Raw genomic sequence first — 15,870 nt, forward strand, 5'->3', positions numbered from 1 at the left:
GTATATTTTGTGTTGTAAGATTATGATGCTTCATGTAACTCACATAAGGAGTGAAGTCATGAGAATGGAAGTAGTATCACCAGGAACTAAGAAAAAGCGTAAGAATATTACATCTAAAAAGACGATTACTCCATTAGATAAGCTTAGAAAAAGGATTCTCCGAGAATTCCCTAAGAAAAAGTTTATTGGAGATATCATTATCAATGATTCGGAATATAGTCTCCTCATAGATTACTTCAAGAAAAGATGTCGTTTCATTGCCGAAAATAATATGAGTTCTCTGAATGATCCCATATTTGCATCGGCCTTAGTTCAGATTGGCATAAAGTATTATGACGGGAGGTTTTGGGGCCATATCGCTACAGTACTAGGGAAAGAGAGGATAAATGCCAATCTTCAAGGTCTAATCGGCGAAGTGTTTATTTATACACTTAAAAAACATAATAAGCTCTTACTCGAAAATCGATCAGAAAGAGTCAACAATATCTTAATGCATGGATTTGTGTCTGATTACTATGCCAATGAGATGTTTGACTTTTTCTTTAAGTATTACAACATTGATTTGGAGAGGGATCTATCTCGGAATACCACTGAGATGATGAACAATCTAGTGGAAATCATTCAGAGGAATGATAACACAGGGAGAACCTATCTTCTTGTTAAACAAACGGCTAATGCCATTAGTACAAATGTTCGTGGTGGCAAAATACGTATCAGGCGCTACTTAAGGTTAATCGATCGGTGCTTTTGGGAGCAAATTATGCCTGTTAACCCAGTTAATCGCATATCTATCCTTTTCAACGAGTGGCAGGAGAATTCTCCTGAATTCAAGCTACAAATGGACAGATATAACAACAATCAAGTGAATGGCGGCAAAAGGAGCTTTTCAACCCCTTATTTGAAGTGTGATTTTCGTAGGACGCGCTTCAAGCTAATCTTACCATCGCAGCTCATCAAATATGAGTATGACGAGGATGTCGAGTGGAAGATTAAGTGGCGTGACCAAATTAGAACACGAAAAGTCTTACTGTCTCAAGGGGTCACTGGGTTGAAGACGGAAGAGTCGGAATTGTTTATTGATAATGAAGATATTTTCAACGAGTTTTCATTTGAACTTATGTCAAGAAATGGGCGTATTAGGTTATTCAAACTAAGGAAAGACGGTATTCGCTTCTTTGACAGAGAAGGTAATCACATCAATTCCATCAATCATCTTTCCAAAGGAGAGGTATACTCCTTTACCACAATTGATGAGATTCCACGATCGGATGCCTTGATAGAAATGGAAAGAATAGGCGACATGATACGCTCCTGTTTTGAGTTTCAATATGGTGATGTCCTTAGATTGCCGGACGGCAAGGCAATCTCGATCGGGAAGAAGCTTGAAGAAGGATTATTACAGAGAAAAAGCTTGACAAAAGCTTATGCTTCATACGAAGAAGAAAAACTACCTGTTTTTTCATCACCCCCTACGCTATTACTAAAAATAAATGAAAAACGGGTAAATGGCACAGTAATCGAAATAAATGGTAATCGGTATCGCTTATTTGATCGGGAGACGACCGTTATTAATTTGGAAGATAGAAGCGGAGAAACGGGGTATATTTTAAGACTAGCTGATTATGGATGCGAAGGGAACGGGATTTACACAATTGTCGTGGATGTCCCGAATGACAATACCCACCGAGTTTGGAAGTATGTTCTGATTAACGGGATAGGGTATGAATTTGAAGAGGCACCTTACATTTTCAAATCAAAAGCGACCATACTCTTTAACGAGAACTTAAAGATCAATGCATTGGACCATGGTATGGAAAAGAATCCTGACGAGAACTCTTATAACTTTGAGATCACCTCCGATCATGATGAGGTTCGATTCCAACCCTCAGATATCCCTAACATCTATCTGCATTTCGAGATTCCAGTGCTAAAATGGAAGTTTGATGATGGAAGTTGGAATATTGAAATGCCCTCAGATCTTTGGCATAGTGATTTCCCTCAAGTCATCTATCTTAAGTATCCAGAAGATAGAATTAAATTAAGTATGGATGAATTACTTGAGGATCAGACCAATGCAATTGAGCAGGCTGTCTCTTACCAAAAATCTAAAGCAAAAGGAATCTACGAATGCGACACCACTCGGTTCAAATCCTGGCTGGGTCGAGACAAGATTATGCGAACGGTATTCCTTGAGACTCATCACACCCGTATAGAGGTTATGAGAGTTATCACAAGAAGCGTTGTTCTTTCACAGCTGATTAAGGGAGACTATAAAAACGGCGAGTTAATTGGAGAATTTGATATTGTGGGCCATGGGCAATATTATGTCGATATTTCTTTAGATCACCCTCACAAGATCATTGCGGAAAAACTCCCAATCCAAAATGGAAAAGTGAGAATTAAAAGCGACTTGAACAGCGGCCTTTATAAACTTGCAATCTATGAAGATGAACCAGATGACACAGGCTTTGGGATAAGTGAATATTACCTAATTGGGGAATTTAAGCACAATATCATAAACCCATATAACTTGGAAGGAAAGCATCTTGAGATAAAACATCTCAAAAAGGGTCTTGATAGTATCTTTCAGATGAATTTAAGTTGTACGTATGTCATTGCCAATCTTAAAAGAATAAATAATAATGACTTACACGCTTATCAAGGCACCCTTCTGATAAATCGCTTTGGAAGAAGTGCTATTGCCTATACGGTTAATGTAAAAATTATCAATTTAGATCGCCTTCATTTTATCGAATTAACTTATTTCGATGGCTATGATGATGTCGAGTTTCTCTATGATCGTGACAGAAAGATCATCTGTAAAGTTGAGGAAAAGGGACTTCGACGCGCGGTGCGCTATAGAAGATACGAATGCTTGTATCCTGAGGAATATGTTTATGTCATCGATTTTACGAATGATGTTCCTGAGATCCCGCTACAACCCAAGATTCAGGCAACAGAGCAGAAGGTGATTAATCCTCCTGCACGAGCTTCCAAAGAGCAATCAAACTCCGTAGCTATTGAAGAAATGTCATTTACAGCAAGGACATACAATGTACTGAATCGAGCGCGTATCCATACGGCAGGAGATATCCAAAAACATAGTCCTGAGTCTCTGCGTAGGGTCAGGAATTTGGGCAGGAGGAATATGGAGGAGATAATACAAAAGATGGAGGCACTAGGTTTAAGCTTAAGTGAGCCATCTCAAGTCGAAGTAGCAACAACATCACAAGCTGAAGTTACTATGACATCTCAAGCTGAAGTTGCGTCGATTTCCCATGCTGAAGTAGCGTCAACACCTCAAACTGAAGTTGAATCGACTTATCAACCTAATGAGAAGGATGAGATCTTCGATAGGCGATTATCCGAGATTGGTCTTCCTATGCTCACTGTCAATTGCCTTAAGAAAGCAAATGTAGTTTTAATCCGGGATGTACTTGACATAGGAGATAAAGGATTAGGTCGTATCCAAGGTTTCAATAAGAATATGCGCAGTGAACTTGATGAGAAATTATATAAATTTGGCATAACGATTAATTGGGGGAGATGGAATTGAGGTTTTCACCGGTAAAAGTGTCAACAAGCATTGTCGATAAGTATAAAAGATATCTGGAGACGATATTTGAGATTAATGATCCAGCATACGCAAATCAGTTCAAAAAAGAATTGAGCCAAGAAGCAACATTAGCCAAAGGCCCTTTTATCGATGTAACAGACTCCTTTCAAAAGGGAAGAGATATTACGAGCCTTATCTCAGAGGGTCTATTATCAAAAGGATTTTCTAAACTAAAGACCAATCGGAATAGGCCGCTTTATAAGCATCAAGAAGAAGCTCTTTTAAAAGTCAAAGAAGGAAAAAATATCGTTGTTTCAACAGGTACTGGTTCAGGTAAAACGGAAAGTTTTTTATTTCCTATTTTCGATTATCTGTTACGCCAGCATGAGGCTAATAAACTTGGCGCTGGTGTTAGAGCCCTGCTCATTTACCCAATGAATGCGCTAGCCAATGACCAGATTGAACGCCTAAGAGAATTATTACAGGATTACCCCGAACTAACCTATGGCAGCTATACGGGACAAACAAAGCCTAAATATAATGAAGCATTAGCTGAATACAAAATGTTAAATAACGATCAGACTCCTCCGGTCAATGAGTTAATTTCAAGAGAGCAGATGAAGGCGAAGCCACCCCATATCTTGATCACAAACTATGCGATGCTAGAATATTTAATGATTCGACCTGAAGACAATGTGTTTTTTGATGGTGGGTTTTCTGAAAACTGGAAATTCATTGTCTTGGATGAGGCCCATGTCTACAATGGCTCTACCGGAATTGAAGTGTCAATGCTCTTAAGACGATTAAAAGCTAAACTATGCAAAGATGATCTTCAATATGTTTTGACGAGTGCTACACTCGGTCAAGAAAATGATAACGAAGAGGTAGCTCAATTCGCTACTCAATTGTGCGACAGCCCCTTTCGCAAAGATGACATCATACGCGCAAAGAGGGTTAAACTAGAGGCTGGGGAGGATCTCCTTCGACTTCCCATTGACTTCTATAACCAAATTGCGGGCGAACTTAACGAACAATATGAGGATAGCGAAATCCTCAGTAAAATAACAAGCAATTATGACGATCTAAGTAAGGAATCCTTGGAAGAAGCACTTTACGAACTGATACTAAAAGATTTAAATTACTGGGAAATTCGCCGCCTGATTAGCACACCGCGCACAGTATTCGAGATTGCTCAGCAAATGAATTGGTCGCAAACTGATGTAGAGAACTTCGTTATGGTTGCCTCACGAGGTGAAAAAAATAACGATCGACTTTTCGATGCCCGCTATCACATGTTTTTGAGGGCTACAGAAAGTGTTTTTATCACCCTTCAGCCGAGCAAGAAGCTCTTTTTAACCCGTAAACCCGTTCACTATGAAGGTAATGAGGAGTACAAAGTATTTGAGATCGCAACTTGTTCTTCCTGCCATGAGATTTACCTTGTGGGGCAGCAAATGAATCATTACCTGGAACAAGCCAGCGTGGTCGATGAAGAAGGTATTCGAGCAATCTTCTTGTTGGGGAGTAGCATTTCTGATAGTGATGAGGATCATCTCTTAGAAGATGAAAACATAAAAGCGGAAGAATATCAATTATGTTCAAGGTGCGGCTATTTGATGAAGTCAGCTACCATTAATGGTCCAACTTGCGATCATGATAAAAAATATTATGTCACAGTATTTAGAGTAAATATTGATACGACTAGCAAAACCCTTACAAAATGTCTGTCCTGCGAAAACACCAATAACCACGGTATACTGCGGATGTTTTTCACTGGTCAAGAAGCTGCAACCAGTGTCATTGGTACAGCCTTATTTGAAGAACTCCCATCCTACGAAATGAAAGTGGAAATCACTAAGGAGGATGACGATTTTGGATTCGGCTTAGGTGAAGTGCATGAGGAAATTACGAAGACGAATGTCGCTAAACAATTTTTGGCTTTTTCCGATAGCCGGCAGGCAGCGGCATTTTATTCCAGCTACCTCGATCAAACCTACCGCAACATTCTCTATAAACGATTAATCGTGGAAACTCTAAATGATAAAGCTTATCTTACTAAAGGTAAGGCATTTCCTGACTTCATCGAAGATCTTGTTTATCAGTTTGAGACAAAGGGTATCGCGATTCGGAGTTCTGACCAAACCCATAAGGAAGCCTGGAAAGCAGCTCTTCATGAACTTGTTGATAATAACGGCAACACCTCGCTTTTTAGTATGGGGCTATTTGAGCTTTCCTTAAACGATGAAAATATTCTTCCTAATGCAATGCTCCATTTAACAGCACAAGATGTCGCAACTCTATGTAATGTCATGGCCATGGGAATAATGGCCGATGCGGCTCTAGAATATCAGGCAAATCTCAATAAAGCGGACAAAGAATACTTTACGCATAGTGGGGTGGAATATTCGTATACCCTTTCCGATTCTGATAAGCTATCCTATACCCGATCGTTTATTCCGACGAAAGCTTCGATGACCAATAAGCGTTTAGACTATTTATCAAGAGTCTTGAAAAAGGCTGGTAACGATCTGTCTGATGAAAAAGTTCGAGTAATCCTTGAAAAAGGTATTTGGAGAATATTTACCAGCCAAGGATTTCTCAAAGTGCGCAATGGCAAATATAAACTCGATGTCGAGAAGATAACTATTTCCAGAAATAAACAGTGGTACATCTGTCCTAAATGTAAGAAGGTCACGATTCACAATAGCTTCGGAGTCTGCCCAACCTTCAAGTGTGAAGGGGAACTCCAATCCGTTGACCTGCGGGAGGCTTATGCCAATAATCACTACTATCGTATGTACCAGGACCTTGATATTCGTGAATTAAGAGTGGTTGAGCATACGGCTCAGCTGAATAAAGAAACCGCTTATGAATATCAAAAGAAGTTTAAGCAAAAGGAAATCGATGTCCTCAGTTGTTCAACAACCTTCGAGATGGGCGTCGATGTGGGTTCACTAGAAACAGTTTTTATGAGAAATATGCCTCCCTCTCCTTCGAACTATGCTCAAAGAGCTGGACGAGCAGGACGAAGTAAACATTCCGCGGCCTATGCCCTAACATTTTGCAATAAAAGCTCCCACGATTTTTCCTTTTTTAAAACCCCAGAGAAGATGATTAAAGGCAGAATTCAACCTCCAAAGTTTAACGTGGAAAATGAAAAGATCGCTATTCGGCATCTCTATGCGTCAGCCTTGTCCTTCTTTTGGCGGAAGTATCCAGAGTATTTTTCAATTGCTTCGAAAATGACGGAAAAAATGGAGAGTGGGCGAACCGGAGTTGAAGTTTTTACAGAATACCTCAATGGTCATCCTCTTGATTTAGGAAATTATCTTGAAAGATTTCTTCCAGATAGCTTAATTAGAAAATTTGGAGTGCCTCACTATGAATGGATACCAGGGTTGCTCAGTGATGGGCAAGAAAATGAAGGCGTATTGACAAAGGCTGTCTTGGAATATGAATACGAGGTTAATATACTGAATGAAGCCATCGATCGAGCGATAGCTGAAAATAGACGGATTGATCATTTGAGAGAACGAGTCAAAGTCTATCGCAATGAAGAAATACTATCGTTCTTATCGCGGAAAAATGTCCTCCCCAAATATGGTTTTCCTGTCGACACCGTTGAAATGACGATCCTCGACCATTCAAATAGAACAAAGCTAGGTCTCCAACTCCAAAGAGATCTTTCCATGGCTATATCTGAATACGCCCCTGGTTCGCAAATTGTGGCCAATGGCAATCTAATCACCAGTCGCTATATAAGAAAGATTCCCAATATGAGCTGGAAGCAATTTGATTATATCCAGTGTGAATGCAACACATTGAATATCGAGCAGCATATTGAAGAGGATGAATACTCCACATTGGAACAATGCAAACAATGTGGCAAGCCGTTTCAAGCTGCCAGCCGCAAAGTATTCTTAATCCCTCAGTTTGGCTTCGAAGCCGATGGGGACAATATCAAAAAACCAGGACTCAAAAAGCCCATGCGGACCTTCAGAAATGAGATAGCTTATATCGGTTATAAAAATGAAATTGAAACTACTCAGTTACAGCTTGGAGAAGCAAGCTTTGAGCTCCGCATGAGCCAAGCCGATGAAATGGCAGTATTGAATGAATCTAACTTCTTTGTTTGTGAGCAGTGCGGGTACACGGTCCTCGATGATAAAGATTTTAATAAAACAAAACGCCAGAAGCATAAAACGCCTTCTGGGTACTGGTGTAGGAATGATGGGAAGAATAGACTCAAAAAATTTGCCCTTGGTTATCGGTTTAAGACAGATGTTGTTCAACTTCGATTTATCAATCCTGATCTGAATGATTATGAAGTTGGACTATCAGTACTCCACGGCGTATTAAGAGGCATGTGCAGGTATCTGAATATCGAAGATAGTGACATTTCCGGTTGTTTACATTATTTCTACAACTCCCATACTAATCGCCCCAACTTCTCCTTGGTTCTCTTCGATAAAACACCAGGTGGAGCCGGCCATGTGAGACGACTGAACACCGAACGCGCTTTAGAAGGTGTATTGATGGAGACATTAAACCTCATGCAACAATGCGACTGCGGTGGAGAGGAAAAAGACTCTTCCTGCTACACCTGCTTGCGAGGTTACTACAATCAAAAGCATCATGATCGCCTCAAACGCCGCTATGTGATAGATTTCATTCAGGAGATATTGGGTAAAACATGGCGAGGCTATCGTGAAGAAGGAATAAGAATCGAGGCTCGATAGTCCTACAGTCGCACATGAACTGTTAAAAAACCTATGAGAGTGGACCACGGGCAAGTAGTTTATGAAACCGAACTCATCAATGGTAAAAACCTGGGTTTAACTCCAAGTATAGCCGTATCATAAGGGAACTGGAAATTTCAGCATGGCATTTTTTATTGTAGAGCAATTCCATGCTATACTAATAAATACATTTCCTTTTCAAGGGCTAAAAAATAAAAAACAGTATTAGTTATTTTATAATCTAGGATAAGAATCTTGTAATATAGTATTACAATAAGAGATGACTAAATTCTAAATTTAAATATAGCATTCTTTAGGAAATTTAAAATATAAGCTAACCGATAGCTATAGAAGGGTGGTAGATTATGCAAACAATATTTGAACTCTGCAAACCAAGAGCGAGCGTATTCGTTGATACGACCAGAGATGATGTCCTAAACCTCAGCGATCTCGTTGAGGATAGAATTGATGTAGATAAGTTTTTCAACGAAAACTTTCAGACCAAAGGAATGGAAATTTTACTAACTACTGCATTTAAACGATTCAAAGGGGAATCAAGCACGGGGGTAATTAAGTTAACTCAAGCAATGGGCGGTGGCAAGACTCATAATATGCTAGCTCTTGCTTTGTTAGCTAAAAATAAAGAATGGCGAAAGAAAATATTAGGTAAAGAATACGAATCAATCAGCGATATTAGAGTTGTGGCTTTCTCTGGAAGGGAAAGTGACGCTGATTACGGAATCTGGGGCAGTATTGCTGAACAGCTGGGCAAAAAAGAGGTTTTTAAAGATCTCTATACCCCTCTCAAGGCCCCGGGCGAAAGTGCCTGGGTTAAGTTGTTACAAGGGGAAAAGACCTTGATTTTGTTGGATGAGCTACCGCCTTACTTAGAAAATGCTAAGGCAATTACCGTAGGTAATTCAGATTTATGTAAAGTTACGATTACGGCCTTATCAAACCTATTCTCTGCATTGGGAAAAGAGCAACTAGCTAATGTTTGTTTAGTGTTTTCGGACTTAAAAGCAACATATGAGTCTGGAAGCGAGATGTTACAGTCAAGTTTTAAAGAACTGGAAAATGAGGCGAACCGTTCCGCGATAAATATCGAACCCGTAGCGCTGAATTCCGATGAGATTTATGACATATTAAAGAAGAGATTATTTGAGAGCTACCCCTCTAGCAATTCTACGGCTGTTAATGAAGTGGCTATAGGTTATAAAGAAGCCCTTGCCAGAGCCAATAAAACAGGGCTGACCAACTATACAGGTGAGAAGGTTTATTTGGGCATCAAGGACTCCTATCCATTTCATCCATCAATCAAAGAACTGTATGCACGGTTTAAGGAAAATCCAAACTTCCAGCAGACCAGAGGTCTGATCAAACTAATGAGACAGACGATCAGGCAGTTTTATGAAAACGGAAGTGCTCAGTCTAAGTACTTAATTAATGTATTTGACATCGATCTTAATGATCGCAATATGTTGTCATATATTAAGCAAATCAAGCCATCGTTAGAAGCGGCAATTAGTCATGACATTGCTCAGGCTGGAAAGTCGGTTGCCGAGGGAATTGATGCGGAAAACGAATCGGGCAAGATAACGTATGCCCAAGATGCAGCCAAATTACTATTGATGTCCTCCTTGAGTGAAGCGACGCATGGTTTATTAGGATTGACAGAATCAGAAATCCTCGGTTACCTATGTGATCCACAGTCTGAACTGAATAACTACAAAAAAGCTTTGGAAGAGATTAAGACCCAAAGCTGGTATCTAAAAATGGATAATCGCGGTCGCTTGTATTTTCAGAATACCAAAAACATGATCGCCGAGATGAACACGCTGGTTGAGTCTTATAACAACGAAAGCGCTAAAAAGGAGCTCAAGAAATTCCTTGAGGAAAACTTCAAACCCGAGGATAAAAAATGCTATGAACTCCTCCATGTCCTACCAGCTATCGATGAGATTCAGCTTGACATGAATAAAATCTCCCTGGTAATATTTGAACCCTATGCGGGCAATAAGCTTCATCCTGACTTACAGGCTTTTTATGATAACGCAACCTTTAAGAATCGCGTTATGTTCCTCTCGGGTCAGCGCAATGTCATGGAGAAACTTTATCACAATAGTAAACGTCTAACCGCTATCCGCCAAATCATTGCTGGTATGAGGGCGGAGCACGTTCCCACGACGGATCAGCAATACAAGGAAGCTGACAGTCAGCACGATAAGGTGCTGCAAGCGCTACTGCAGAGCATTCGGGAAACATTTATCACTTTGTACTTTCCGACCAGGAAGGGAGTCATGTCGGAAGACTTTAAGCTGGAATTTAAGGAAAACTCCTTTAAAGGAGAGGAACAAATTGTCAAAGTCTTAGCTAGCCAGCAAAAGTTCTATGACTATCAATCAGATGACCATTTTATAGAGGAAATGCGTGAACGCTGTGAGGATCAATTATTTACACAAAAAGAAATGACTTATAACCAGATAAAAGAGCGGGCTGCTACCGAAGTGCGCTGGCCGTGGTATCATCCCAATCAGCTTGACGATTTGAAAAAGGATTCTCTTAAAAAAGATAGATGGCGGGAAATTGGCGGCTATCTAGCGAAAGGGCCTTTCCCGAAAGAACCAACCTCTGTGATCGTCGAGCAGACTGATTACGATCAAAAGACCGGAGAATTTACCCTAAAAGTGCGCGGGGTCAGAGGCGATAAAGTGTATTATGATATCGGAGCCGAGCCTACAACCGCTTCAGCAGAGGCTCCAGCGAACTTTGTCACCAAAGAACCTCTTATTAACTTTGTTTGTGTGGATACATCAAATGAGCATCCTACGGGTGCAGTTAAAGAATTTATGTGTACAGTTCCGCTTAAATACGAGCAAAGAAGAAGTGTAAATGGCAAACTCCTTGAACTCCAGACTCATAAGGATTTTGAGATACGCTATACTACCGACGGCAGCAGTCCGAGGGAAAATGGCGGTATTTACACTGGCGAAATTGTACTGCCAAAAAATTGTAAGTATGTTCGAACCTTTATAACATATAAGGGGAGACCAGTTGAGGAAAAGGATATTGCCATTGCCGAGACTAGTGGGAAATACGAATTGAAGATTAATGATGATGCTCCCTTGGAGTTTGAGTGGAACATCCAGAAGAAATGCAGAGATACTGAAACTACCTATCAGGAGCTGGCAAAGCTAAAGAATCTGGAAGGCTCTTTTATTCGCCATTTCACTGTCGTACTCTCTGAAAAAGAGAACAGTAGTAATTATATAGAGATATCCACATCTAAAGTTCCTTATGACGCAGATAACTTGCAGGCCACAGTAGACTTAATCAGGGACACTGCTTTTAAGAATAAGGAAGTTACGGTTGAGTTTGACTACAAAACTATCTTGTTTACCTCCGGTCTGCAGTTTAAGAATTGGATTGAAGTCAATAAATACGACATCGCGGAAATACAAAAAGAAGGAAAGATAAGACAATGAGTGTTAGGGAAATAACCTACGGCTTCGGAGTTAACCCTCAGCAGAATGCGAACCATTTCTATGTTGTTTCACTAGTGGATAAAGAACAACCTGTCCAAGTCTTTGAACGTTTTCAATGGACTGACGGCGAGGAGCAAAAGTTAGAAAAGGCAGATCAGTTGAGAATCGAAATTTCTAGATATAAATGGAGTAAAGTCAGTGCCGATTTAACTGCCGAATTTAACGCTCGTTTGAAGAAAGATAGGTTAAAGGTGGGACGATTTGTCACTGGTGGAACTCCCGTAGAAAAACTATTTGGTAAAGAAATGATGGTCCTACTTTGGGGGATCGAAGACTGCGATCCTTCTGTTATCCCGACCGCGATTAGGAATTGGAAGGGATTAATGCCTGAAGAACGGTGGTGGCTCTACACCATGACTAACGCCAGCACGGGACAGCTTAATGACAAAAGAGGATGGCGGATTGCTCTCAGGTATGCCTTGTGTGAAAATCCCATCAGGGAAAATCCGCAGCTTAGTTTGTTGGAAATGTTCGAGGAGGAATAAAAGCACTATGACGATTTCATTTATAGAAAAGCAGTTTCCAGTGTCAAAAATAAGCAAAGAAAGTTATAAGGAGAGGAAAGCGAACAACGGCCAAACCTTAACAGGTCTTGGTAAGTGGTGGGGCAGAAAACCCTTGGTCTTAGTACGGGCTGCTATCCTTGGCTGCCTGATGCCAGCTAGCGATAATCCGAAACGGGATATGGAGATCTTTCTTAAGATTATGAGCATGGATAATCATGGGCTTGAACTACGCAAGGAAAAATCCTATACAGCTTCTGAAATGTATGAAATCGTGATGAATAATAAAAAACTTCGCAATAGAGTTAACGACTGGTTTGATATTACTGGAGATAAGGTGAAGCTTTATAAGGGTGTTAATAAAAAGGAAGTAGAACTAACTATTTTCAACACACTCGGCTACGATGAAAAATTAACGAAGTGCATTCGACCGGAGCAGCTTAAAAATCTTGACGAACAAACATGGAACGAAATCAATCAGCATCTTGGCACTTCGGCGAAGAGTCTCCAAGAGTTAATTGAGCAATTGTCGTTAAAAAGGTATGGCCGGAATGTGGTCGTCGGAGATTGCTTCTGTGGGGGCGGTAGTATACCTTTTGAAGCAGCGAGAATGGGTTGTGATACTTATGCCAGTGATCTTAACCCGGTAGCAGGACTACTAACTTGGGCGAGCATTAATATCTTAGGGGCTAGTGAAAAGGAACTAGAAGACATTAAGCAGTTTCAGCAAGATGTCTTTAACAAGGTTGATCAGGAGATAACAGAACTTGGCATTGAGCATAACGAACAAGGTGACAGGGCAGTTTCTTACTTGTATTGCGTGGAAGCGAAATGTCCCGAATGCGGGAAGAAGGTGCCCCTTGCGCCCAGCTGGGTTATTGGTAAAGGAACTAAAACGGTAGCGAAACTTATAGAAAACGAAAATGGATTTGGCATTGTCGTTAAAATGGGGGCTAGTCCCGCTGAGATAAAGGGAGCAGAAGACTCTGGTACAGTGGTAAATAATGAGCTAAAATGCCCTTCTTACACGTGTGGAAAAACTACCCCAATATCATCACTGCGCCTAGACAGAAAGGATGAAGATGGCAATACAATCTATGGACTTAGAAAATGGGGAAAATCTGAGTTTGATTTTCGAGAGGATGACATATATAGTGAGAGGCTGTATGCCATAAAATACGAAAAGGCTGATAGGAAGCGCTATTATCGGCATCCGAATGAGCGAGATATTGAGAATGAAGCAAAGGTAAAGGAAATTGTTGCTGAACACATTGTTTCTTGGCAGGAACAGGGATTAGTGCCGAGTATGGAAATTGAAAGTGGCATGAAAACTGAGGAAGTTATGCGTAATCGTGGTTGGTCTTATTGGAATCATTTATTTAATGCGAGGCAATTATTAACCCCCGCATTGCTACACAAATATATTCAACAAGTTCCCTCCAGTACGAACTGTAAGATTGTGGGGATTCTTGGTATGAACAATGTATATCACTGGAATTCAAGACTATCAAGATGGAATTCTGGTGTTGGTGTTGAGAAACCACAAGAAGTGTTCTACAATCAGGCACTTAACACTCTTATGAATTTTGGCGCGAGATCTTTCTTTAATACTCGATCTTCCTGGTTTTTCAGTCTAAATATATATGCTACAAATAGTAATGCTACTATTGAATTATCAGATGCTAGGGAAACTAAAAGAAGCTGTCATATATGGATAACTGACCCTCCCTATGCAGATGCAGTAAATTATCATGAATTATCAGAGTTTTTCCTTGCTTGGGATAAAAAACTAATCAGTCAAGTTTTTCCCGCTTGGTACACGGATAGTAAAAGGATTCTTGCGTTAAAAGGGGATCAACATTTTGCCCATAGTATGATCGAAATCTATTCAAACCTTGCTAATTATATGTATGATGACGGTCTACAGGTAGTCATGTTTACTCATTCTGATCCAACTGTTTGGGCGCAGCTCGCATTAATTATGTGGAAGGCTGGGCTGAAAGTAACTGCTGCTTGGAGTATTGCCACAGAAACTGAAAGCGGTGGACTTAAGGACGGTAATTACGTTAAAGGTACAGCCTTACTCGTTTTAAGAAAACAAACTAATAATGAAACAGCGTATCTTGACGATATTAGCTTTGACATTAAAGATGAAGTCAAAATGCAAATTGATTCGATGCGGGATTTAGATGACAAGGAAGAACCAAATTTCTCAGACACAGACTATGTTCTCGCCGCTTATGCAGCATCCCTGAAAGTTTTGACATCTTATAAAAAGATCAGCGGGTTGGAGCTTGATTATGAGTTGGACTTAGCAATCAATAATCCATCTAAATCCAAAGTTGTTGGGGTTATCGAGAATGCGAAGCGCATTGCCTATGATTTTATTATTCCGGTAGATTTTGATACGTACCTCTGGAAAGATCTTACCCCCGCAGAACGCTTTTATATCAAAGGCTTAGAAGCAGAAAAGCATAACAACTACCAGATTTCGACGTATCAGGAGTATGCTCGAGGATTCTCGATCGGCTCCTACAGTCAGCTAATGGCTAGTGAAAAAGCCAATACGGCAAGGTTTAAGACACCTACTGAATTCGCTATGCGAACCATAAATGACATTCCGGATTTTGAAAGATCGGTATTGCGCACTGTTTTGGCGGCCATCCATATCGCAATCAAAGAAGACGGGGTTCCGGAGAAAGGATTATTCCACCTTAAACAGCAAATTACGGATTATTGGGGACGCCGTGATATGATTAAGCAGTTGCTACAGGTCTTAAAGGATACGAGGAACATTGACAACATGCCACATTGGACTGAAAATGCTGAAATGGCCGACCACTTATACGTGCTGGTCGATAATGACCACATATAAGCAATATGTTTTTTGGGGGGAGATAAAGTTGGAATGTTATTGTCAAAAAAGATATATAGACATTTTGCCTCCCCCTGAAGTATTACTTATTGGTTTTATATAATGTACCAAGTATCTTGGGGATTCTTTAGGCGAAGTGGGGATTCAAGTGTACTACATTTTTGTTCTTAATACATTGGAGCTAGAGGATAATCCTTGGAAAGCAAAAGACATTATGAATTGCTTATTAGATATGAAATTATGGGCTTTTGCTTCAATGGCTCCAAACTTGAAGTATATGGCTAAGGACGACCGAGCTGTTATTTACTTAGCAGGTAAGAGTAATCGCTTTTTTGCGGCTGACTTTACAATTGCACGAAAACCTTATGAAACAAACCTAAAAAACGAAGAACCTAATTGGTTAGCCCTGTTCCCAATAAGGGTTGAAATAACAGAAGTTAATCTTTGGCCTAAACATGTATCCATTGGCGAAATTATCGGTGAGCTAGATTTTATTTATGATAAAAAGAATTATGGTTTGTATTTTAGACAATCCAACAAAGCTATCGAGAAGGCAGATTTCATTAGGATTGTTTCTGCCGCAAGTCATAAAATACACGCCAATACTTAAAATGATAAGAACGGAAATGACCTACTATCTATATGTTTTGGT

General features: G+C 40.1%; 6 protein-coding genes. All 6 read left to right on the top strand.

Annotated elements, in window-relative coordinates; translation table 11 throughout:
• The first annotated feature begins 58 nt into the window (after nt 1-58).
• The 6 genes from AAC978_RS07660 to AAC978_RS07685 all read left to right on the top strand — a co-directional run bounded on the left by AAC978_RS07660 (nt 59) and on the right by AAC978_RS07685 (nt 15,828).
• Nucleotides 59-3,556: a DNA-directed RNA polymerase subunit alpha C-terminal domain-containing protein gene (locus AAC978_RS07660; protein ID WP_341547453.1), complete on the top strand. Its 3,498-nt coding sequence runs from the start codon at nt 59-61 to the stop codon at nt 3,554-3,556.
• A 17-nt stretch (nt 3,557-3,573) separates the two neighbouring features.
• Nucleotides 3,574-8,295, top strand: coding sequence for a DEAD/DEAH box helicase (locus tag AAC978_RS07665; RefSeq protein ID WP_341547454.1), 4,722 nt, complete (start codon nt 3,574-3,576; stop codon nt 8,293-8,295).
• A gap of 365 nt (nt 8,296-8,660) precedes the next feature.
• Nucleotides 8,661-11,780 carry a DUF499 domain-containing protein gene (locus AAC978_RS07670; protein WP_341547455.1) on the top strand — a complete coding sequence of 1,040 codons (3,120 nt, stop codon included), beginning with the start codon at nt 8,661-8,663 and terminating at the stop codon, nt 11,778-11,780.
• Nucleotides 11,777-12,325, top strand: coding sequence for a DUF3780 domain-containing protein (locus AAC978_RS07675; RefSeq protein ID WP_341547456.1), 549 nt, complete (start codon nt 11,777-11,779; stop codon nt 12,323-12,325). The genes AAC978_RS07670 and AAC978_RS07675 overlap by 4 nt, the downstream gene beginning before the upstream one ends.
• Before the next feature lie 7 nt (nt 12,326-12,332).
• Entirely contained in the window at nt 12,333-15,218 is a 2,886-nt protein-coding gene (locus AAC978_RS07680) for an anti-phage-associated DUF1156 domain-containing protein (RefSeq protein ID WP_341547457.1), read from the top strand.
• Between the two features lie 175 nt (nt 15,219-15,393).
• Nucleotides 15,394-15,828 (top strand): EVE domain-containing protein, encoded by a 435-nt coding sequence (locus AAC978_RS07685; protein ID WP_341547458.1) that lies wholly within the window; start codon nt 15,394-15,396, stop codon nt 15,826-15,828.
• The last annotated feature ends 42 nt before the right edge of the window (nt 15,829-15,870 follow it).

The organism is Desulfitobacterium sp. THU1 (genome assembly GCF_038181555.1).
GTDB lineage: Bacteria > Bacillota > Desulfitobacteriia > Desulfitobacteriales > Desulfitobacteriaceae > Desulfitobacterium.